The organism is Micromonospora xinjiangensis, from assembly GCF_056150165.1.
On record NZ_JAXCFO010000005.1, the window covers coordinates 467,727 to 488,416 of the forward strand.

The window sequence follows — 20,690 nt, forward strand, 5'->3', positions numbered from 1 at the left end:
CGGACGGGTGGTTGCCGTTGGAACCCCTGACGGCGCGATGACCAGCCAGGGATCGTGGTCGTGTACAGTTCCATCGGCGGCTTGTGCCGCGCACGTCTTTCGCGGGCCCATCCATCCCGGTGTCGTCCGCACAGCCCCCGGACGATCAAGTCCTCCCGTACGTCTTGCAAGGAGTACCTCCGTGGCGAGCAACACCTCTAAGACCGCGCGCGCGTCCGTCCGGGCCGGCCAGGCTGGCCAGGGTGGCGCCCTCAGCGTGCTGGGCGAGTTCAAGTACCTGATCCCGCTCAACGGCGGCAAGCACGCCTACGTGCGGAACCTGACCAACGGCAAGACCGCGCACCTGCGCACCGACTCCGAGGCCTTCATCGAGGAGATCCGGGTGCTGGCCGCCGCGGGCCACGCCGCCAAGATCCGCGCCGAGCTCAACACCCTCGCCGAGGCGCACCCCGGCGACGGCTGGGACGCGACCGAGAAGCGCCTGGTCGAGGCCGGCGTCTTCGAGGGCTGAGCCCTCCCCCCACAGCGACACCGAACCGCCCGTCGGGATGATCCCGGCGGGCGGTTCCGCGTCTGCGCCGCCATCGACCGACCACTGGCCGGCCACCGGGAGATTCCCCACGGCACGGTTGGCGTGCTGTCATGGCGGGTAGCCGGTGTTACCACCGGGTACCCCCGGTGGCACGGATCCGGGCGGCCCGGGGGAGGTGGCGATGCCGGAGCAGACGGAGGTACGCCTCGCCGACGGGGTGCGCCTGCACGTGGAGACGGCCGGGCCGCCGGACGCCGAGGTCACCGCGATCCTGCTGCACGGCTGGACGCTGGACGCCCGGAGCTGGCACCGCCAGGTCGACGCGTTGGGCCAGGCGTTCGGCGCGGCGGTGCGGGTGGTCGCGTACGACGCCCGCGGTCACGGCCGCTCCAGCTGCATGCCGCTGCCGACGGCGACGCTCGCCCAGCTCGGCGACGATCTCGCGGCCGTGGTCGACGCGGTCGCCCCGACCGGCCGGGTGGTGCTGGTCGGGCACTCCATGGGCGGCATGACGATCATGGAGTACGCGCACCGGCACCCCGCGCACTTCGCGGCGCGCACGGCCGGCCTGGCCTTCGTCTCGACGACCGCCGAGGGCCACACCCACACCGTCTACGGGCTCTCCCCGCGGATCGCCCGGCTGATCCGGCTCGCCGAGACCACCGGCGCCGGCGTGCTGGCCCGGTGCGGGTCCTGGCGGCCGCCCCTGCCGCTGCTGCGCGCGCTTCGCCCCAGCATCCGCTGGCTGCTCTTCGGCGACCACTGCGACCCCGCCGACATCCGTCTCGTCACCTCGGCGGTGGCCCGCGCCTCGCTGCGCTCGATCGGCGGGTTCCGGGCCTCCATCGGGGCACAGCACCGGCTGGAGACCCTCGCCGAGCTGGCCCACCTGCCGGCCGCCGCGCTGGTCGGCGACCGGGACCGGCTCACCCCTCCCCCGTGCGCCGAGTCGATCGCCGCCGCGCTGCCCACCACCGAACTGACCGTCTGCCCGGGCGCGGGCCACATGCTGATGATGGAGCGGCCCGACGAGGTGAACGCCGCGCTGCTCGGCGTGCTGCGCCAGGTGCTCGGCGGCGCGGTGGTCGCGCGGCGGGCCGCGGCCGGGGCCTGAGGACCGCGCACCACCTGGCGGAGCGGCACGGACGACCGGGCGTACCCTCGTTCGGTTGGCCCGGCGTGCGGCGTGCGGTTTCTCGCGCGGCCGCCGCCGACGGGGATCAGGAGAGCGCGTGACCGACCAGACCACCCTGGAGCAGGAGATCGCCGTCGAGCAGCGGCATCTCGACCGGGTGTACGCCCGACTCGCCGAGCTGCGGCGGTCGGCGGTCCGCGCCGAGCGGGACGGCTACCGGCTCGCCCGGGTCGGCAACTTCGGCGCGCTGGTCGAGCGGGACGCCATGGTCTTCCACGCCGCCCAGCGGCGCCACACCCTGGACGCCGAGCACGAGGGGCTGGTCTTCGGCCGGCTCGACCTGCGCGACCGCCAGGTGCTGCACATCGGGCGGCTCGGCATCCGGGACGAGAACGCGGCCAGCCTGGTGGTCGACTGGCGGGCGCCGGCGGCCGCCGCCTTCTACCAGGCCACGCCGGCCCAGCCGCTGGGCGTGGTCCGCCGCCGGACGATCCAGTCGAGCGGTGAGCGGGTCGTCCGCATCGAGGACGACCTGCTCGACCCGGGCGCCGCGCCGCCGGAGATGGCCGTGGTGGGCGACGGCGCCCTGCTCGCGACGCTCTCGCGGGCCACCGGCCGGGGCATGCGCGACATCGTGGCCACCATCCAGCGGGAGCAGGACGAGGCGATCCGCTCCCCCGGCTCGGGGGTGACGATCGTGTCGGGCGGCCCGGGCACCGGCAAGACGGCGGTGGCGCTGCACCGGGCGGCGTACCTGCTCTACTCCGACCGTAGCCGGTACGCCGGCGGCGGGATCCTGGTGGTCGGCCCCTCCTCGGTCTTCGTGGAGTACATCGCCTCGGTGCTGCCCTCCCTCGGCGAGGAGACCGCCACCCTGCACTCGCTCGGGACGCTCTTCCCGGGGATGACCGCCACCCGCACCGACCCGCCCGAGGTGGCCGCGGTGAAGGGGTCGCTGCGGATGCGCCGGGTGCTGGAGCGGGCGGTCCGCGACGCGGTGCCGGACGGCCCGGACGAGCTGCGCCTGCTCTACCGGGGTGAGCTGTTGCGGCTGGACCGCCGCGAGCTGGACGCGATCCGGGACCGGGCCCTGCCCCGGGGCGCACGGCGTAACGAGGTGCGCCGCGCGGGTTTCGACGGCGTGTTCGCGGCGCTGTGGGCGCAGGCACGCCGGTTGGGCGTCGGCCGGCTGCCGGAGCAGCGCGTCTTCGAGGACGAGATCGCCGACCGGCCGGAGTTCCGGGAGTTCCTCAAGGCCTGGTGGCCCCGGCTGCACCCGCGCCACGTGCTCGGCTGGCTGGCGCGTCCGGAGCGGTTGCGGCGGTACGCGGGCGGCGTCCTCTCCGGAGCCGAGATCCGGCTGCTGTCGGAGGCGTACCGGACGCTGGACGCCGACGGGCTGACGATCGCCGACATCGCGCTGCTCGACGAGCTGGACGCGCTGCTCGGCAAGCCGGTGCAGCCGGCCCGGCCGAAGCGGGACCCGTTCCAGCTCGCGGGCGGGGTCCGGGAGCTGAGCACGTACGCCGACCGGCGGCGGGCGGCGCGGGAGGCGGCCCGGGAGCGCCCGGCGGACTACCGGGAGTACGCGCACGTGGTGGTGGACGAGGCGCAGGACGTGTCGCCCATGCAGTGGCGGATGATCGGCCGGCGGGGCCGGCTGGCCTCCTGGACGGTGGTGGGCGACCCGGCGCAGACCGCGTGGACCGGTGACCCGGGGGAGCTGGCGCGGGCCCGGGACCAGGCGCTGGGCCGCCGCCGGCGGCACCACTTCACCCTCACCACCAACTACCGCAACTCCTCGGAGATCTTCGCGGTGGCGGCGGCCGAGATCCGGCGGGTCGATCCCGACCTCGCGCTGCCCACCGCGGTCCGCTCCACGGGTGTCGACCCGGTCGAGCTGGTCGTGCCGGCGACCGAGTTGGAGACCACCACCGTGGCGGCGGTGACCCGGGTGCTCGGCGAGGTGGAGGGGACGGTCGGGGTCATCACCCCGGTGCCCCGCCGTGACGAGGTGGCCGCCTGGCTCGGCGCGCTCGGCGCCCCCCGTCTCCAGGTGGTGACCAGCCTGGAGGCGAAGGGCATGGAGTACGACGGCGTGGTGCTGATCGCCCCGAGCGAGATCCGGTCGGATCCGGGCTCGGGTGTCCGGACCCTCTACGTGGCGCTCTCCCGGGCCACCCAGCGGCTCACGACGATCGATCCGACGGGCTGAGGGCTCCCGCCCCGGTCGGCGGACCGCCCGACCCCTCACTTGCATACATAGCGATGTGAGCATATGTTGGACCGGTCGGAACGGTCGCGCGGAGGGTGGTCTCGTGGGCGCAGGTCATGACCATGAGCGGTCGGTGGCGAACGCCGCGCAGCACCACCGTGGCCGGCTCTGGGCGGCCTTCGCGCTGCTGGCCGCCCTCATGCTGGTCGAGGCGGTGGCCGCCTTCCGCACCGGCTCGCTCGCGCTGCTCTCCGACGCCGGGCACATGTTCACCGACGTGCTGGGCATCGGCATGGCCCTCGCGGCGATCACCGCCGGGCGCCGGGCCACCGGGAACCCGCAGCGCACCTTCGGCCTCTACCGCCTCGAGGTGCTCGCCGCGCTCGCCAACGCGGTGCTGCTCTCGGGGGTCGCGGTCTACGTCGTGGTCGAGGCGGTCGGCCGCTTCGGCGACCCGCCCGAGGTGCTGGCCGGCCCCATGCTGGCCGTGGCCGTCCTCGGCCTGCTCGCCAACGTGGTCGCCTTCGCACTGCTGCGCCCGGGCGCGCAGGAGAGCATCAACCTGCGCGGCGCCTACCTCGAGGTGCTGGGCGACCTGCTCGGCTCGCTGGGCGTCATCGGCGCGGCGGCCCTCATCACGGTCACCGACTGGTGGTGGGCGGACCCGCTGGTCGCGGTGGCGATCGGCGTGTTCATCCTTCCCCGCACCTGGCGGCTCGGGCGGGCCGCGGTCCGGATCCTCGTCCAGGCCGCACCGGAGCACCTCCAGGTGAGCGCGGTGCGCGACCGGCTGGCCGCCGTACCCGGCGTCGCCAACGTGCACGACCTGCACGTCTGGACCCTCACCTCGGGCATGGAGGTGGCCTCCGCGCACCTCACGATGGCACCCGGAGCCGAGATCGCTACCGTGCTCGCCGCCGCCCGCAGGGCCCTGCACGAGGACTTCCACATCGAGCACGCCACGTTGCAGATCGAGCCCGGTGCGGCCGCTGGGGCCTGCGGGGCGGTGGAGTGGTAATGAGGACAACCTTAATTCTTGGCGTGTATCGTCCCCCTATGACCGATTTACCGGTAGTTGTGGCGGCACGCGGAGTCACATCTGCTGCACCAGCCCCACCGGCCCCGGTAGGCTCGGTCCCGGCCTCCGCCAGGCGGCGCCCACCGGCGCCGGCGGGGACCGTCGCCTAATCGCCCGCACGGGCGAGCCGGGGAACCACGTTCGTGGGGTGCATCCGCGTCAGCGGTAGGGATCTTCCGTCCCGAACCCGTCAGCTAACCCGGTCGGCGGCTGACGGAAGGACATGTGCATGCCACCAGTGGCACCCGTACGACGACGCGCCGCCCGCACGGCGGCCCTGATCGCCGCGACGCTCGCCCTCTGCGTCGCGCTCACCCCCGGCACCGCCATCGCGGCCACTCCCCCGGCCGCTCTGGCCGCCGCCGCACCCGCGCAGGACGACGAGGGCGGCACGCCCGCCCTCCGGGCCCAGCTCGACGCGGCCAGCCGGGGTTACCTCGACGCGAAGGCGGCCCTGGAGCGGTCGACGAAGCGCCAGCAACAGCTGACCGCCGAGCTGAAGACGATCGAGGGAGAGCTGGCCCAGCGCAGCGGCAAGGTCGGCGAGATCGCCGGCGTCGCCTACCGCACCGGCCGGCTCGCCGCCGTGTCGGCGCTGCTCAACAGCAACTCACCGGACGGCTTCCTGGATCGCGCGGCCGCGCTCGACGCGGTCGCCGCCAACGAGGACCGGGCACTGCGTGAGCTGATGGAGACGCGGGACGAGATGACCCGCACCCGGGCCGCGGTGGACGGCGAGATCCGCGAGCAGCGCAAGCAGGTCGCGGTCATGACCAAGCGCAAGGAGCAGGCCGAGCGGGCCCTCGAGGTCGCCACCAGCAACTCGACCCGCGCCGCCAGCGGCGGCTCCAACCGCGGCACCTCCACCGCGAACGCCGCCCCGGCACCCCGCAACTCCGACGGGTCCTGGCCCAAGGAGTCGTGCAGCGTCAACGACCCGACCCCGGCCAACGGCTGCATCACGCCCCGCATGCTGCACGCGCTCAACCAGGCCAAGGCGGCCGGCTTCACCCGCTACGTCTCGTGCTACCGCAGCGGCGGCTCGGGAGAGCACCCGAAGGGGCGGGCGTGCGACTTCGCCGCGCAGAAGAACGGCTTCGGCGGTGACGCCACCGGCGGCGACAAGACGTACGGCAACAACCTGGCCGCGTACTTCATCCGGAACGCCGACCGGCTCGCCGTGCTCTACGTGATCTGGTATCGGCAGATCTGGCTGCCCAGCAGCGGATGGAAGTCGTACAGCGGGGCGGGCGGCGACCCGTCCAGCGACCACACCAACCACGTGCACCTGTCGGTGTACTGATCGCGCCGGTGGGTGGTCGCCAGGTGGCGGCCACCCACCGGGCACCGCGCCGGGTCGCTACGTCCCGAAGCGTAGGCCGGGTGTCGTCGGTGGTCGGACGATCCGGGCGGCCGACGCGGGCAGCATCACCCACATGAGCCGGACACCGCCCACCGCCCGCAAGGCCCTGCTCACCCTGCACCTGGTCACCTCGCTGGGGTGGCTCGGCACCGACCTCGTGCTGCTCACCCTCGGCGTCGCCGTCCTGCGCGGGGCCGACCCGGCCGTGGTCTACCCGGTCGCCGCCCTCGTCGGCACGACACTCTTCGCGCCGCTCAGCGTGATGGTCTGGGTGATCGGCGTCGCCAGCAGCCTGCTCACCCCGTGGGGGCTCCTGCGCCACCGCTGGGTGCTGGTCAAGCTGCTGATCACCACGGTGATGGTCGTGCTCGTGCTGGCGCTGCTCACACCGAACCTGCGTGCCGCCGGGGACCTCGGTGCCGCCCTGCCGCCCCGCGACCGCGCCGACCTGATCATCGCCCCGGCCGTGTCCACCACTCTCATGATCATCGCTACGGTGCTGTCGACGTACAAGCCGTGGGGCCGGACGCGGCGGGCGGTCCCGCCCACCACGCGCCGACCGGCCACGGCGGCCGGGCGACCGAGGGGCTGACCGGGCGCCGCGACCGCACGCACCGGTGGTCAGGTCACGGCCGGCGGCCCGCCCGGTTCGCCGTCCAGCACCCCACCGAGCCGGTTCGCCAGCGCCAGGTGCGCGGCCCGGGCCTGCCGGAAGGCGTACGCGAAGAGCGGCGCCGGCGCGGCGAGCGTGATCTCGACGTCGATCCGGACCAGCCCGCCGGGCTCGGCGCGCAGGCGGGTGTGGTTGCGTACCGTCGTGGCGGGCCACTGCCGGGCCACCGTCACGATCTGGTCGGTCGTGTCGACGAGGACATCGGCCTGGTACGTCACCGGAAACCGCACCGGCCCCGCGGTCAACCGATCCGTGACGGTGTAACTGGCCCGCGCTCCCGGACGGGCCGGCACCCGGCGGACCCGCACGATCAGCGGATGCAGCTCGCCCTGCCGGCTCAGGTCGCCGAGCAGGGCGGCCGCGTCGGTGAGCGCGCAGCGCGCCTGGACGGTGTAGCTGAAGGAATCCCGCCTGAGCACGCCGTCTCCCCGCCGCCGTCGGTCGCCCGATCCTGGCCCACCGGGCCCCGCCCGGCAACACCCCGGGTGGCAACCGGGTCGACATCGCACGTTCGGGTGACCTTCGCATAACGGTCAAGCGGTGGGGAATCACACAGCCCTGACCGCCAACGGAGGTGCACACGATGGACGGACACGGCGCATGAGCGGACACGTGATGGTCTTCGCCCCCACGCCCCTGCTGACCGTGACCGTCGACCAACCGGCCGGGCAGCCCGAGATCCACCTGCACCCGGGCGGGCAGGGCGTCTGGCAGGCCCGGATGATCATTTCCCTCGGTGGGGAGGTGGTGCTCTGCACCGCGCTCGGCGGGGAGATCGGCCAGGTCCTCGAACCGCTGCTGGTGAGCGAGGGCGTGGACCTGAAGGTGGTGGTCCGCGACTCGGGCAGCGGTGGCTACGTGCACGACCGGCGCGAGGGCACCCGACGGGAGATCGTCGAGGTGCCCGGCCAGCCGCTGAGCCGCCACGAGCTGGACGAGCTCTACAACCTGGCGCTCGGCGAGGGGCTGCGCGCCCCGGTGAGCGTGCTCAGCGGGCCCAACGATCCCACGCTGGTCCCGCCGGACCTCTACCGGCGCTTCGCCGCCGACCTCGGCGCGAACGGCGGGCGCGTGGTGGTCGACCTCTCCGGGGACCACCTCACCGCGGTCCTGGAGAGCGGGGTCTTCTTCCTCAAGGTGAGCCACGAGGAGCTGATCCGCGACGGCCGGGCCGCCGAGGACGACGAGGAGCAGCTCTCCCGCGCGATGTTCGACCTGCACGACGCGGGCGCCGAGAGCGTCGTGGTGAGCCGGGCCGACCGGCCTGCCCTCGCGCTTGTCGATGGTGAGGTGTTCGAGGTGGAGATGCCCCGCCTCGAGACGGCCGACCCGCGCGGAGCCGGCGACTCGATGACCGCCGGCGTCGCCGCCGTGGTCGCCGCCGGCGGCGACATCCGTACGGCGATCCGGACGGGTGCGGCGGCCGGGGCGCTGAACGTCACCCGGCACGGTCTCGGCACCGGCCGGCTCGACTCGATCACCGGCCTGGTCGACCGCGTGAAGCTGGTCCCGGCCGCCTCCCGCCCGCAGCAACGCACCACTCCGGACGAGCTGGCCGACCGGGCGGTCGAGCGATGACCCTCCGCGTGCTCGTCACCAACGACGACGGCATCGGCGCGCCCGGCATCGAGGCGCTGGCCCGGGCGGCCGTGGAACGCGGCCTGGACGTCGTGGTCGCCGCCCCGCTGGAGGAGGCGAGCGGCACCAGCGCCGCGATGACGGCGGTGGAGCGGGAGGGACACGTCGTGGTGCGCGACCACCCCCTGCCCGACCTGCCCGGTGTGCCGGCGTACGGGGTGGGCGGCTCGCCCGGCTTCATCGCGCTGATCGCGATGCACGGCGCGTTCGGGCCCCCGCCGTCGGTGGTGCTGTCCGGGGTCAACCGGGGCGCCAACGCCGGACGGGCCATCCTGCACTCCGGCACGGTCGGCGCCGCCTTCACCGCGGCCGCGAACGGCTGCCGGGCCATGGCGGTGTCACTCGACGTGCTGAGCGCCGGCGAGGCGACCGCGGCGAGCGGCGGCGCGGCGGTGGCCGCGGCGGGGCGGGTACGGGACGCGGAGCGGCACTGGTCGACGGCCGCCCGGGTCGCCCTGGACCTGCTGCCCCGGCTCACCGCCGCCCCCGCGGAGAGCGTGCTGAACGTCAACGCGCCGGACCTGCCCCAGGAGCGGCTGCGCGGCGTACGCCGCGGCACTCTGGCCACCTTCGGTCAGGTGCAGATGACGGTCGCCGAGGCCGGGCACGGCTTCGTCCGCACCTCACTGGAGGAGCCGGGGCAGGCCGCGCAGGCCGGCACCGACCTGGCGCTGCTCGCCGAGGGGTACGCCTCCGTGACCGCGATCCGGGCCGTCAGCGAGGTCGGCGACGTGGACCTGTCGGGCCTGGAGGGGTGAGCGTCCGCCGGTCGGCGCGGCGCGCGGGCGCGTCCTCGCTTCCCGGCGGGCGCTGGTCGGGCGCTCAGGCGCCCGGCAGCACCTCCGGGGTGGGGTTGCCCGCGTAGTAGGGCTCGGGAGCACCGAAGAGCCCGAGCAGACCGGTCACCCAGAGCTGCCGGTGCACGAAGCGGCTGGGCTCGGTGACCACCAGCTTCACGCCGCTCACCTCGGCGGTCTGGAAGCCGGCGACCATCGCGCTGATGCCGACGGAGTCGATGAACGTGACCAGCCGCATGTTGAGCTCGATGCGGGTCGGACGCCCCTTGGCGAGCACCTCGGCAATCGCCTCGCGCACCTCGTAGGCGGTGTCGACGTCGATCTCACCCCGCGGGGCGATCTCCACCACGCCACCCGACAGAACCGACTTCACGATCGACAGGCTCACGCGAGCACCTCCACCCGCCCGTCCCCCGGGCGCCTCGTCAGTACGCGGGCCGCGACCGAGAGTATTCCTCCGACGGCCTCGGTCGCCACCCCTGGGGGATGAGCAATTCGCGGATCAGGGCACTTTTCGTCGCCCTTGTCCGGACTCTTCTCTTCGTCACTTCGTTCAACGATTCGCCACGACTCACGCGTCGCCGCCCCAGGGTAGCGGGTCTCGGCCAGTCCGGCCGAAACCGCACGTCCCGGGCGTGCCCGGGCCCGTTCGTCCGCCCGCCCGCGCACCCTCCGCGGCCGGCGCCCGACGCGCCGGTCCGGTTGCCGCCACTGCCTAGCATCGGCCGGGAGCGCCCTACAGAGAGGACGATCGATGATCAAGAAACTGGCCGGGCTGGCCGGCGTGGCCGCCCTGCTCGCCCTCGTGCTGGCCTGCGGCTTCGGCGGCGGGGACGACGACGATGACGGTGACGACGACTTCGCGCACGGCGTCTCGGTGATCGTGCTGCGCTGAGCACGTCGCCTCCGACGACCCTCGACACCTCGCCCGCCCGCGCCCCGGTCGCAGCACCGGGTCGCGGGCGGCGTGTGTCCCGACCCGCACCCGACCCGCCCGTACGGGCGGACTGCGCCGTTCGGCGGGTTTGCCGTGCCGGTGGGCGGGGCACTGGCGGTAGGCGAACCGTTCGCGGTGGCCGGCAGGGCCGAGGCCGGCGTGATCGCCGCGTCCGGCACCCCGAGGAGGTAACCCCGATGTTCGGTACCACCCTGTTGGACCGCCGCAGCCGGCCGGAGCGGATCGCCGACCAGGCGTGGCAGCAACTGGTCAGCGCAGTGAACACCGCCGGCGACAGCGTCCGGGACACTGCCCGCTCCGCGCGCCGGGGCGGTCACCGGCTCGGTGACGGAGCCGGGGACCTGGTCGGCTCCGCCGCCGACGAGGCCCGCCGCCGGGCCACCCTCGCCTTCGACGCGCTCGCCGGCCGGAAGCCGGCGCTGCCGTGGACCCTCCTGATCGGCGTGGCCCTGGTGGGGGCCGCGATCGGCTGGGCCGCCGGCACCGCCGCCCGGGCGGCCGGCAGCCGGGAGGACCGCGCGGTGGACGACATCGAGTTCGTGGACGTCGACCGCCCCAACTCCCCCGTCAACCTCGACACCTGACCCGCCCGCGCCGGACCCCGTCGATCATGCAGTTGTGGTCGTGAACAAAGGCCGCGTAAGCGCCCGAACCGAGGCATCACAACTGCATGATCGCCCCGGACACGGGGGCCCGGACCCAGGGCGTGGGTGGGTCAGATGGCGTTGATGTGGGTGGGAGCTCGTTCGGCGCGGGCCAGCGCGCGCAGCACGGCCGGCTGGCCGTGGCGGCGCACGGCGAGACGCGCGAGCAGCGACAGCACCGGGTCGATCGCCTCGGCGGGCAGCTCCGGTGTGGGTACGCCGACGCTGACCGACAGGTCGTCGGAGTGCACCGCGAGCTCCATGAGCCGGGTGGTCAGGAAGTCGTCCAACGTGAGCGACCACGGCCCCCGGGCCAGGTGCACGACGCGGTCCGCCGGCTCGTCGGCCAACGCGGCCGTGAGCCGGTCCACCGCCGCCGCCGTCTGCGTGACCAGCGCCTCCGGCCCCTCCTCGGCGATCTTCTCGCCGACCCGGCGAATGCCCACGTTCACCTCGTCGTCGACGCTCGCGCCGATCCAGCTGCCCCGGGCGTAGTGATCGAGCAGGTCGACGGGGTCACCCGGCGGGACGGGCGCCGCCAGCATGGTCTCGGCCTGGAAGACCTGCGAGGCGAGGTGTCCGGCGAGACCCGCGACGCCGAACTCGGCGAGCGCGCTGGGGCGCTGCCACCGCTGGGCGACCGCCGGATCGCCGAGCAGCCGTACGGCCGAACGCGCGGCGATGAGATAGGCCGTCCTGATCGGACCCATGTTCTACCTCCTCGGGGTGGGACCGTCGCGAAGCCTATGCCTCCGCCGCGCCGCGGCATGATCACCCCGCCGGTAACCGTGAGCCACCCTCACCCGGGTCGGGCGAGGGTGGCTCACCCCGACCGGGGGCAGCATCGCCCTCAGGCGGGCGTGCGTGCCGGAGCCGCCCGACGCGACCGGAGGAGGCAGCGATGGCCACCGAGACCGTCACCCGGACCGACCAGGACATCCAATCGGACGTCCTCGACGAGCTGACGTGGGAGCCGCGGGTCCGGCCGCACGAGATCGGCGTGACCGTTGCCGAGGGCGTCGTGACGCTCAGCGGCCGGGTCGACAGCTACGCGAAGAAGTGGGCCGCCGAACGGGCGGCGCACCGGGTGCCCCGGGTCCGCGCCGTCGCCAACGACCTGACCGTCCAGTTGCCGGGCGGGGCCGAGCGCGCCGACCCGGAGATCGCCGCCGCAGCCGGCCACGCCCTGGAATGGGACGCTTTCGTACCGGTCGAGCAGTTGCAGGTGACCGTCTCGGGTGGCTGGGTCACCATGCACGGCGACGTCGAGTGGGAGTACCAGCGACGGGCGGCCGAACGCGCCGTCAGCCGGCTGGCCGGCGTACGCGGGGTGAGCAACGGGATCAGCGTGCGCCCGGCGGCGCGCGCCGACGGGCACGAACTCGCCGAGCGGATCGTCGACGCGCTGGCCCGCAGCCGGGCCACGGAGGCCGAGCACGTCACGGTGCGGGTGCACGGCGACACGGTGCTGCTCAGCGGAGTGGTCCACTCGATGCCGGAACGCGCCGAGGTCGAGCGGGTCGCCTGGTCGGCGCCGGGCATCCGGGAGGTGCAGAACCGCATCGCCGTCGCCCCGGTGCTGCGCTGAACCACCCCGGGCGGGTGAGCCGCCCTCACCCCACGCCGAGCGAGCGTGGGAGTCATGACTGATCCGAACGGGCTGATCGGACCGGGGCGGCCGGCGCCCGACTTCACCCTGCCGGCCACCCCGGACGGGCGGCACACCGGACCGGGCCGTTACCGCGGCCGGCCGGTGGTGCTCGCGTTCTACCCGGCCGACTGGAGTCCGGTCTGCGGCGACCAGATGGCGCTCTACCAGGCCGCGATGCCGGAGTTCGACCGCTACCGGGCGGCCGTGCTGGGCATCTCGGTGGACAGCCTCTGGTCGCACCGGGCCTTCGCACAGGCCCAGGGCATCGAGTTCCCGCTGCTGGCCGACTTCGAGCCCAAGGGCGAGGTCGCTCGGGCGTACGGCGCCTACCAGGACAACGGCGAGGCGGCGCGGGCGCTGGTGGTGCTCGACCCGGAGGGGACGGTCGCCTGGAGCCACCTCTCCCCACCCGAGGTCAACCCGGGCGCGGACGGCATCCTCGACTCGCTGGAGCGGATGCGCGCCGAGCGGGAGGTGACGGTCGGATGACCACTCCCCTGCAGGTCACCGCGCGCCTGCGGACGCCGGTGACCGGAGCCGACCACGTCCGCGGCGCGATGGACGCCCCGGTGACGGTCGTCGAGTACGGCGACTTCCAGTGCCGCTACTGCGGTGCCGCGTACCCCAACCTGCACGAGATGCTCCGGCAGCGGGAGGGCACCGTGCGGCTCGTGTACCGCTACTTCCCGATCGCCAACGTGCACCCGTACGCGGAGAGCGCGGCGGAAGCGGCCGAGGCCGCGGGGGTGCGCGGGCGGTTCTGGGAGATGCACGACTGGCTGTACGAGCACCAGGACCAGCTCGACCCGGTGCACCTGTCGCTCGGCGTCGAGCAGATCGGGTTGCCACCGGACGAGATCGGCGCCGAGGTGGAGCGGCAGGCGCACGCGGACCGGGTGCGGCGGGACTTCGTGGGCGGGATCCGCAGCGGGGTGAACGGCACCCCGACGCTCTTCGTCAACGACGTCCGCCACGACGGCGGGTACGACCTCGCCGACCTGCTCGCCGCGGTCGACGCCGCGGCCGAGCCGTGACCCGGCACCCCGCCCAGCCGTGACACCACATCCCGCGGCCGAGCCTGCGGCGGCCCGCCACGGCACGCCGCCGGCCGACGCACCCGTCGGCCGGCGGCCGGCCCTCGCAGGGCTCAGATCAGCCGCAGCTCGCGGGCCCGCCGCACCGCCTCGCGACGGCGGGTCGCGTCGAGCTTGCGGTAGATGTTGCGCACGTGGGTCTTCACGGTGTTGACCGACAACGACAGCTCGCTGGCGATCTCCACGTTGGACAGGATGCTCTGCAGGTAGCGGAGGATCGTGAGTTCACGTTCCGTGAGTGGCTCGTCCAGCGTCGGCCCCGGCTCGACCGGCCCCCGCTGCGCCGGCTCGTCCGCGCCGCGGACGAGGTCACTCACGAACGACCAGTGCGCCGTGCCGGTGTCGAGGTGCGCGGCGAGCAGGTCCCGCACGGCCGGCTCCGCGCGGGTGAACATTCGTCGGAAGCCCTCCGGGGCGGCCAGGTCGAGCACCTGCTCCAGGATCCGGCCGGCGCGGCGTTCGTCCCCGTCCCGCCGGGTCAGCACCGCGTCGAGCAGCCCCGCCTCCAGCCGCACGGGCAGCGGCCACCGCGCCGCCTCCGGCGCCTGCCACTGGGGCAGCACGCGTGCGGCGGCCCGGACGTCACCGCCGCGCAACTCGGCCAGGGCCAGCGCCACCGCGGGCGGCGCGACCGGCTCGACCCCGTCACGTACCGGGCCGGCCAGCAGGTCCCGCGCGGCGTCCAGGTCGCCCCGGGCCGTGAGCAGCTCGCCGTGCGCCGCCAGCAGCCGGTGCGCCAGCTCGGTGGCGGCGGGCCGGTCGGCGAGGCGCTGCCGGGCCTCGGCCAGCAGCCGGTGCCCGGCCGCCGCCTCGCCCCGGTCCTGGAGCAGCTGCGCGCGGCAGAGCGCGGCGACCGCCACCGCGGCGACCTCGGTGGTCGTACCCACGTCCGGCTCGCCACCGGTCGCGGGGGCGGCGAGCGCCAGGTTCGCGGCGGCCTCCTCGGACTGGTCCCGGTGCAACGCCACGACGGCCAGGGCCAGATAGGCGTACGCGCAGTCGACCCGGCACGCCCAGCCGTGGCAGGGCGGCATGGCGAGCGCCGCCCGCGCGGACGCCTCGGCGGCGCGCAGCTCGCCCGCGAACGCCTGCAGCAGCGCCGACCGGCTGGCGGCGACCAGCTCCGTGCGCGGGCGGCCCGCCTCCCGGGCGGCGGCCGACGCCCGCGCGAGACGCGCCGCCGGCAGCCGCCCCTCCGCCAGCTCGGTGAGCCCGAGCGCGGTGCCGGCGAACGCCCGCAGGTCGGCGTCCTCGGTGGCGCTGCCGCGCGGGCCTGCGGCCACGCCTTCCGCCGCGGCGGGTCCAGCCGCACGTCGGTCGGTGCGTGCCGGGCGGGTGGCGGCGGTACCCGCCTCGGGCGCCGCGCCGGTCGGGGACGGGAGATCCCTGGGCGCCGCGGCGGTCGGGGACCGGGTCTCCCCGGTCCGCCCCCGGACCAGACGGGCAGCCGCGGCACGTACCTCGGCGTGGTCGCCGGCGAGCCGCGCCAGGGTGAGCTCCACCGCGGTGGCCAGCCGCAGGAACCGGTCCCGGCGCGGGGTGGGCAGGGCGCTCGCGTGCGCGGCGGCGACGCGAAGGTGGTCCGCGGCGGCCGCCGTGTCGCCGGCGTGGGCGCGTTCGGCCGCACACGCGAGCGCCAGCTCCGGGTCACGCCGGACCGCCTCCGGCGGCGGAGGCGCCGGAGCCGGCACTCCCACGGCATCCCGGTCGTACGGCGCGAGCTCCGGCCACTGCGCCACGAAGATCTCGGTGGCCCGCTCCCACTGACCGGCGACCAGGGCGTGCCGCAGCCCGTCGGCCGGCCGACCGTTGGCCGCGTACCAGCCCGCCGCCCGCAGGTGCAGCTCGCGCAGCTCCTCGGCGGGCAGCCGGGACAGCTCCGCCCGGAGCAGGTCGGCCAGCAGCGGGTGGCAGCGGTACCAGGGCGGTCGGCTCTCGTCGCGGCGCAGCAGGCCGCCGTCGCCGGCCAGGTCGGCCAGCACCCGCTCGGCGTCCGACCCGCCGGTCAGGGCGTCGGCCAGGTCGGCGCAGACCGTCTCGGCGAGCGCGGTGCGGCGCAGCAGCTCGCGGGACGCCGGATCGACCGCGGCGAGCACCTCCTCGTGCAGGTAACCGGCGATCTCCGGCTGGTCCCCGCCGAACTGCTCGACCCAGCGTGTGGGATCCGGCTGCCGGTGCAGCGCCAGCGCGGCGAAGCGCAGCGCCGCCGGCCAGCCACCGGTGCGCTGCCGCAGTTCACGCAGGGCCGCGGCGGGCAGCGTCACACCGTGCGCGGTGAGCAGGTCGGCCACCTCGTCGTCGGTGAACGCCAGCTCGTCCGGGCCGATCTCGGTCAGCTCCCCCGCCAACCGCAGCCGGTGCACGGCCAGCGGCAGCCCGGCCCGCGCGCCGACGACCAGGCGCAGCCGCTGCCCGGCGTGGCGCAGCAGGAAGTCCAGCCCGGTCAACGCCGCCGGGTCGGTGACCCGGTGCAGGTCGTCCAGGATCAGCAGTACCGGCCGGTCCCGGGCGGCGAGCGCGGCGGCCAGCAGCTCCAACTGATCGGGGCGGGGCGGCCGGTCCGGCACGGGGGCGACGTCCTCCCCCGGCTCGGCGCTGTGGCGCAGCGCCGCCGCCAGGTACGACCAGAGCCGGTGACCGTCGTCGCCCGCCTCCACCGAGACCCAGGCGGGCGCCGGCCGGGACGGCTCGGCCACACTGCCGTCCGCACGCACCTCGGCGCCGGCCCCCGAGCTGCCGTCCACCAGCCGGCTCCAGCTGGCCAGCAGCGTCGTCTTGCCCCAGCCCGCCGGGGCGCTGACCAGCGTGACCGGCCCGGCGCTGCCCGCGTCGAGCAGGCGCAGCAGGCGGGGCCGGGCCACCATCGGCTCGGGCAGCGCCGGCGGCGTCAGGCGGGACGCCAGCAGCGGAACGGCGGGCGTCCCGCGCCGCACCGTCTCCACCCGTGCCCCGCTGCGCTGTTCCGGCATGCGGCCCACCCCCACGGACGCGTTCCACCCCCCGGTCGGCCGGCGGTTACCCGGCGCGGCGCGGTTCACCCCTTCGGGGCGAGCGGGTTCACGGCCGGCCGGGAGCCCTCGTCGAGCCCCCCATAGCGGATGAACAGGGAGGTTACGGACGGCGCCGGCGCCGGGCGATCGGTGTCGGGTGGCAGACTCGCGGGATGGCTGGGGAGCGGACGTACGACGTGGTGCTGTTCGGGGCGACCGGGTTCACCGGCGGCCTGACCGCCGACTATCTGGCCCGGCACGCGCCGGCCGGGCTGCGGTGGGCGCTGGCGGGGCGCGACGCCGACCGCCTCGCCGCGGTGCGGGCGCGGCTCGCCACGATCGACCCGGCGCTGGCCGAGCTGCCCCTGCTGACCGTCGACGCGACCGATCCCGCCGCGGTGCGCGACCTGGCGGAGTGCGCGCGCGTGGTCGCCAGCACCGTCGGCCCGTTCATCCGGCACGGGGAGCCGCTGGTCGCCGCCTGCGCCCGGGCCGGCACCGACTACCTCGACATCACCGGCGAGCCGGAGTTCGTCGACCTCATGTACCTGCGCCACCACGCCGAGGCGGTACGCACCGGGGCGCGCCTCGTGCACGCCTGCGGCTTCGACTCGGTCCCGCACGACCTCGGTGCGTGGTTCACCGTCCGGCAGCTCCCCGACGACGTGCCGATCACCGTGGACGGCTTCGTCCGGGTCGGCGGACGGTTCTCGGGCGGCACGTACCACTCGGCGCTCCTCGCCTTCGCCCGCTCGGCCGAGGCGGGCCGGGTGGCCCGCGAGCGACGCGCCGTCGAGCCGCGGCCGGAGGGGCGGCGGGTCCGGGCGGTGCCGGGACGGCTCGCCCGCCCGTCGGAGCTGGGCATGTGGGCGGTGCCGCTGCCGACCATCGACCCGCAGGTCGTACGCCGTTCGGCCGCCGCCCGCGCCGAGTACGGTCCGGACTTCCGCTACCGGCACTTCGCCGCGGTCAAGCGGCTGCCCACCGTGGTGGCCGCCGCGGCCGGGCTCGGCGCCGTGGCGGGCCTGACGAAGCTCGCGCCGACCCGGCGGTGGTTGTTCGGCCGGCTCGCCGCCGGGCAGGGACCGACACCGGAGCAGCGGGCCCGGTCGTGGTTCCGGGTCCGGTTCGTGGGCGCGGGCGGCGGCCGGCGCGTACGCACCGAGGTCTCCGGTGGCGACCCCGGCTACGACGAGACGGCGAAGATGCTCGCCGAGTCCGCGCTCTGCCTGGCCCTCGACGACCTGCCCCCGAGCGCCGGCCAGCTCACCCCGGTCACCGCGATGGGCGAGGCGCTCCTCGACCGGCTCACCCGCGCCGGGATCACGTTCCGCGTGCTGGACCGGTGAGACCGGTCCAGCCCGGCGGTTTGACCCTCGACCAGCTTGAGACGACAGGATCACGACCGTGGAGAGCGAGCTGCGCAGCATCGGCGAGCTGGCCCGGGCCAGCGGGCTCACGGTCAGCGCCCTGCGGTTCTACGACTCGGCCGGGGTGCTGGTGCCGGCGCGCGTCGACCCGGTGACCGGCTACCGCTGGTACACCGACGACCAGGTGGCCCCGGCCCGGCTGGTGGCCGGGCTGCGCCGCGTCGGCATGCCGGTCCCGGAGATCGCCGCCGCGGTACGGGCCGAACCGGCCGCCGTGCACCGGCTGCTGGACACGCACCTGCGCCGCCTGGAGGACGGTCTCGCCGACGCCCGCCGCGAACTCTCCCGGATCCGTGCCCTGATCGGCCCCGAGGAGCCCGCCATGACCACCCGCCTCGTCCTGTCCCGCGTCGAGCTGGCGCACGCCGTCGCCGCCGTCCGGTTCGCCGTCGGCAGCGATCCCGAACTTCCCGCGCTCGGCGGTGTCCTCTTCGACGTCGAGCCGGACGGGGTGCGTCTGGTCGCGACCGACCGGCACCGGCTCGCGGTGGCCCGGGCCGGCGCGCAGCGGGCGGACGGGCCGCCGGCCCGGGTGCTGGTGCCGGCCGGTTTCGTCGACGAGGTGGCCGCCCTGCTGGACACCGGCGCCGACACCGCCCCGGAGGCCCACCTCGCCGTCGAGGGCACCGACGTGTCGCTCGCGGTGGCCGGGTCCGCGGCGACCACGACGGCGATGCCGTACGACTTCCCCGACTACCGGCGACTGCTCAGGGCGGCCGTCGGCGAGCCGCCGGCGCACCGGATCCCGGTCGACGCGGCGGCGCTGCGGACCGCGCTGCGCCGCGCCGACGCCCCGACGATCGCCCGCGACCACGAGGGGACGCCGATCGCGGTGACCGTGCTCGGCCTCGACGACCGGGACGGGCTGCGGCTGCTCGACCCGGGCGAGGTCGACGCCGGCGCGGGCCTGCGGATCGGGGTGAACGGCGAGTACCTGCTCGACGCGCTGGACGCGGCCGGCGGGCCGCAGCTGATGCTGGAGCTCGACGGCCCGATCGCCCCGCTGGCCGTGCGCCGCCCGGATGACGAGGACACCTTCTCGATCCTGATGCCGATCCGGCTCTGAGGGTCTTCCACCCGGCCCTGACCTGCCGCCCGTCCGGGGGGACGGCCGCGCTCCCCGGCCCGGGCGCGGCGGGCCGCGACGGTAGCATCTGGAGGTCCACCCGACTGCCGGACGGAGGCGTACGGAGCAGCATGCTCGACATGGAGTTGATCCGGAAGGATCGCGAGGCGGTGGCGACCGCGCTGGCGAAGCGTCTGGATCCCGCCGAGGTCAACCGGGCCCTGGACGAGATCCAGCGGCTCGACCAGGAGCGCCGGGCGCTGATCGGCGAGATCGACGCCGAGCGGCAGCGCCGCAAGGCGGAGGCGCGGGCGTACGCGGAGGCGAAGCGGGCCGGCCGCGAGCCGGAGGTCGTCGCGCCGGAGGCCGAGCGCAAGCAGCTCGCCGAGCTGGAGTCCGAGCTGGACGAGGTGCAGGCCCGGCTGCGCACCGCGATGAGCGAGCTGCCCAACCTGCCCGCCGACGACGTGGTGCCGGGCGGCAAGGAGGCCAACCGGGTCGTCAAGACCCACGGTGAGCAGCCGGCGCTGGAGAAGGTCCGCGACCACGTGGAGCTGTCCCGGATGCTCGGCCTGGTCGACCACGAGCGGGGCGTGAAGCTCGGCGGCTCCGGCTTCTGGATGTACACCGGTCTCGGCGCCCGGCTGGAGTGGGCGCTGCTGAACTTCTTCATCGACGAGAACGTCAAGGCCGGCTACGACTTCCTGCTGCCGCCGCACCTGCTGCTCGACACGGCCGGTTTCGCGGCCGGGCAGTTCCCGAAGTTCTACGAGGACGTCTACCACCTCGACCGGGAGTCGGCGCCGCGCGGCCAGTTCCTGCTGCCCACCTCGGAGACCGCGATCCTCGGCGCCTACCAGGACGAGATCCTCGACACGGCCTCGCTGCCACTGAAGCGGTTCGCGTACACGCCGTGCTACCGGCGGGAGGCGGCGGGCTCGCACTCCGACGAGCGCGGCACCGTACGCGGCCACCAGTTCAACAAGGTGGAGATCTTCCAGTTCACGCTGCCCGAGCAGGCGGACGCGGCCCTGGATGAGATGGTCACCCACGCCGAGAGCCTGGTCGAGAAGCTGGGCCTGCACTACCAGCGCAGCCTGCTGTCGGCCGGTGACGCCAGCGCGTCGATGCGGAAGACCCTCGACATCGAGGTGTGGATGCCGAGCATGAACAAGTACAAGGAGGTGTCGTCGGTCTCCTGGGCCGGCGACTACCAGGCGCGCCGGGCGGCGATCCGCTACCGGGAGCCGGGCGGCAAGCAGACCCGCTTCGTGCACACCCTCAACGGGTCGTCGCTGGCCACGAGCCGGCTCTTCCCGGCCATCCTGGAGCAGTTCCAGCAGCCCGACGGGTCGGTGATCGTGCCGGAGGTCCTCCGTGACCGCCTGGGCACCGACCGCCTGACCCCGACCCGCTGACCCCGTCT

General features: G+C 75.1%; 20 protein-coding genes and 1 riboswitch. Of the genes, 16 read left to right on the forward strand and 4 right to left on the reverse strand.

From position 1 onward, the window contains the following. Window positions 1–181: 181 nt before the first annotated feature. From SM573_RS21010 to SM573_RS21035, 6 genes are all read left to right on the forward strand, one after another. Entirely contained in the window at window positions 182–511 is a 330-nt protein-coding gene (locus SM573_RS21010; RefSeq protein ID WP_474612991.1) for a hypothetical protein, read from the forward strand. 202 nt (window positions 512–713) lie between these two features. Beyond that, window positions 714–1,646: an alpha/beta fold hydrolase gene (locus SM573_RS21015; protein WP_474616857.1), complete on the forward strand. Its 933-nt coding sequence runs from the start codon at window positions 714–716 to the stop codon at window positions 1,644–1,646. A 118-nt stretch (window positions 1,647–1,764) separates the two neighbouring features. Beyond that, entirely contained in the window at window positions 1,765–3,882 is a 2,118-nt protein-coding gene (locus tag SM573_RS21020; protein ID WP_474616858.1) for a HelD family protein, read from the forward strand. Window positions 3,883–3,985: 103 nt separating this feature from the next. Beyond that, on the forward strand, window positions 3,986–4,900 hold the full coding sequence (locus SM573_RS21025) for a cation diffusion facilitator family transporter (protein ID WP_474612988.1): 915 nt from the start codon (window positions 3,986–3,988) through the stop codon (window positions 4,898–4,900). Window positions 4,901–5,053: 153 nt separating this feature from the next. Then, window positions 5,054–5,185: riboswitch (cyclic di-AMP (ydaO/yuaA leader) on the forward strand. A gap of 13 nt (window positions 5,186–5,198) precedes the next feature. Beyond that, complete coding sequence (locus tag SM573_RS21030; protein WP_474616910.1) at window positions 5,199–6,263, forward strand: coiled-coil domain-containing protein; 1,065 nt, start codon at window positions 5,199–5,201, stop codon at window positions 6,261–6,263. A gap of 133 nt (window positions 6,264–6,396) precedes the next feature. Continuing rightward, window positions 6,397–6,915 carry a hypothetical protein gene (locus SM573_RS21035; RefSeq protein WP_474612987.1) on the forward strand — a complete coding sequence of 173 codons (519 nt, stop codon included), beginning with the start codon at window positions 6,397–6,399 and terminating at the stop codon, window positions 6,913–6,915. A 29-nt stretch (window positions 6,916–6,944) separates the two neighbouring features. Here the strand turns inward: SM573_RS21035 and SM573_RS21040 are convergent, their stop codons facing one another. Further along, a complete protein-coding gene (locus SM573_RS21040) occupies window positions 6,945–7,415 on the reverse strand; it encodes an SRPBCC family protein (RefSeq protein WP_474616859.1) in 471 nt (156 codons plus the stop codon). A gap of 181 nt (window positions 7,416–7,596) precedes the next feature. Between SM573_RS21040 and SM573_RS21045 the strand changes: the two genes are divergently transcribed. Then, the gene (locus SM573_RS21045) at window positions 7,597–8,574 is read left to right on the forward strand and encodes a PfkB family carbohydrate kinase (protein ID WP_474612985.1); all 978 of its coding nucleotides are present in this window, start codon (window positions 7,597–7,599) and stop codon (window positions 8,572–8,574) included. After that, complete coding sequence (surE, locus tag SM573_RS21050) at window positions 8,571–9,392, forward strand: 5'/3'-nucleotidase SurE (RefSeq protein ID WP_474612984.1); 822 nt, start codon at window positions 8,571–8,573, stop codon at window positions 9,390–9,392. The genes SM573_RS21045 and surE overlap by 4 nt, the downstream gene beginning before the upstream one ends. 64 nt (window positions 9,393–9,456) lie before the next feature. Here surE and SM573_RS21055 read toward each other — a convergent pair whose 3' ends face one another. Next, complete coding sequence (locus SM573_RS21055; protein ID WP_474612983.1) at window positions 9,457–9,819, reverse strand: STAS domain-containing protein; 363 nt, start codon at window positions 9,817–9,819, stop codon at window positions 9,457–9,459. 366 nt (window positions 9,820–10,185) lie between these two features. On the opposite strand from SM573_RS21055, the gene SM573_RS21060 reads away from it, so the two are divergent. After that, window positions 10,186–10,326, forward strand: coding sequence for a hypothetical protein (locus tag SM573_RS21060; RefSeq protein ID WP_474612982.1), 141 nt, complete (start codon window positions 10,186–10,188; stop codon window positions 10,324–10,326). A gap of 239 nt (window positions 10,327–10,565) precedes the next feature. Further along, the gene (locus SM573_RS21065) at window positions 10,566–10,973 is read left to right on the forward strand and encodes a hypothetical protein (RefSeq protein ID WP_474612981.1); all 408 of its coding nucleotides are present in this window, start codon (window positions 10,566–10,568) and stop codon (window positions 10,971–10,973) included. A 131-nt stretch (window positions 10,974–11,104) separates the two neighbouring features. On the opposite strand, the gene SM573_RS21070 is transcribed toward SM573_RS21065, so the two are convergent. Continuing rightward, a complete protein-coding gene (locus tag SM573_RS21070; RefSeq protein WP_474616860.1) occupies window positions 11,105–11,743 on the reverse strand; it encodes a maleylpyruvate isomerase N-terminal domain-containing protein in 639 nt (212 codons plus the stop codon). A 191-nt stretch (window positions 11,744–11,934) separates the two neighbouring features. Between SM573_RS21070 and SM573_RS21075 the strand changes: the two genes are divergently transcribed. From SM573_RS21075 to SM573_RS21085, 3 genes are read left to right on the forward strand one after another with little or no spacing between them, the layout of a single operon-like run. Further along, window positions 11,935–12,621 carry a BON domain-containing protein gene (locus SM573_RS21075; protein ID WP_474612979.1) on the forward strand — a complete coding sequence of 229 codons (687 nt, stop codon included), beginning with the start codon at window positions 11,935–11,937 and terminating at the stop codon, window positions 12,619–12,621. Between the two features lie 54 nt (window positions 12,622–12,675). Continuing rightward, window positions 12,676–13,173, forward strand: coding sequence for a redoxin domain-containing protein (locus SM573_RS21080; RefSeq protein WP_474616861.1), 498 nt, complete (start codon window positions 12,676–12,678; stop codon window positions 13,171–13,173). Continuing rightward, window positions 13,170–13,718, forward strand: coding sequence for a DsbA family protein (locus SM573_RS21085; RefSeq protein ID WP_474612977.1), 549 nt, complete (start codon window positions 13,170–13,172; stop codon window positions 13,716–13,718). The genes SM573_RS21080 and SM573_RS21085 overlap by 4 nt, the downstream gene beginning before the upstream one ends. A 113-nt stretch (window positions 13,719–13,831) precedes the next feature. On the opposite strand, the gene SM573_RS21090 is transcribed toward SM573_RS21085, so the two are convergent. Further along, on the reverse strand, window positions 13,832–16,816 hold the full coding sequence (locus tag SM573_RS21090; protein WP_474616862.1) for a helix-turn-helix transcriptional regulator: 2,985 nt from the start codon (window positions 16,814–16,816) through the stop codon (window positions 13,832–13,834). Window positions 16,817–16,941: 125 nt separating this feature from the next. Between SM573_RS21090 and SM573_RS21095 the strand changes: the two genes are divergently transcribed. From SM573_RS21095 to serS, 3 genes are all read left to right on the forward strand, one after another. Then, window positions 16,942–18,117, forward strand: a complete 1,176-nt coding sequence (locus tag SM573_RS21095; protein WP_474616863.1) for a saccharopine dehydrogenase family protein — start codon at window positions 16,942–16,944, stop codon at window positions 18,115–18,117. Between the two features lie 70 nt (window positions 18,118–18,187). Continuing rightward, the gene (locus SM573_RS21100; protein WP_474616911.1) at window positions 18,188–19,264 is read left to right on the forward strand and encodes a DNA polymerase III subunit beta family protein; all 1,077 of its coding nucleotides are present in this window, start codon (window positions 18,188–18,190) and stop codon (window positions 19,262–19,264) included. A gap of 131 nt (window positions 19,265–19,395) precedes the next feature. Next, window positions 19,396–20,682, forward strand: a complete 1,287-nt coding sequence (serS, locus tag SM573_RS21105; RefSeq protein WP_474612974.1) for a serine--tRNA ligase — start codon at window positions 19,396–19,398, stop codon at window positions 20,680–20,682. Window positions 20,683–20,690: the final 8 nt, after the last annotated feature.

Excerpts from the sequence above, each read along its gene's own strand:
- SM573_RS21015 (WP_474616857.1), top strand. The coding sequence starts at position 714 with ATGCCGGAGCAGACGGAGGTACGCCTCGCCGACGGGGTGCGCCTGCAC.
- SM573_RS21035 (WP_474612987.1), top strand. The coding sequence starts at position 6,397 with ATGAGCCGGACACCGCCCACCGCCCGCAAGGCCCTGCTCACCCTGCAC.
- SM573_RS21045 (WP_474612985.1), top strand. The coding sequence starts at position 7,597 with ATGAGCGGACACGTGATGGTCTTCGCCCCCACGCCCCTGCTGACCGTG.
- surE (WP_474612984.1), top strand. The coding sequence starts at position 8,571 with ATGACCCTCCGCGTGCTCGTCACCAACGACGACGGCATCGGCGCGCCC.
- SM573_RS21060 (WP_474612982.1), top strand. The coding sequence starts at position 10,186 with ATGATCAAGAAACTGGCCGGGCTGGCCGGCGTGGCCGCCCTGCTCGCC.
- SM573_RS21065 (WP_474612981.1), top strand. The coding sequence starts at position 10,566 with ATGTTCGGTACCACCCTGTTGGACCGCCGCAGCCGGCCGGAGCGGATC.
- SM573_RS21070 (WP_474616860.1), bottom strand. The coding sequence starts at position 11,743 with ATGGGTCCGATCAGGACGGCCTATCTCATCGCCGCGCGTTCGGCCGTA.
- SM573_RS21075 (WP_474612979.1), top strand. The coding sequence starts at position 11,935 with ATGGCCACCGAGACCGTCACCCGGACCGACCAGGACATCCAATCGGAC.
- SM573_RS21080 (WP_474616861.1), top strand. The coding sequence starts at position 12,676 with ATGACTGATCCGAACGGGCTGATCGGACCGGGGCGGCCGGCGCCCGAC.
- SM573_RS21085 (WP_474612977.1), top strand. The coding sequence starts at position 13,170 with ATGACCACTCCCCTGCAGGTCACCGCGCGCCTGCGGACGCCGGTGACC.
- SM573_RS21095 (WP_474616863.1), top strand. The coding sequence starts at position 16,942 with ATGGCTGGGGAGCGGACGTACGACGTGGTGCTGTTCGGGGCGACCGGG.
- serS (WP_474612974.1), top strand. The coding sequence starts at position 19,396 with ATGCTCGACATGGAGTTGATCCGGAAGGATCGCGAGGCGGTGGCGACC.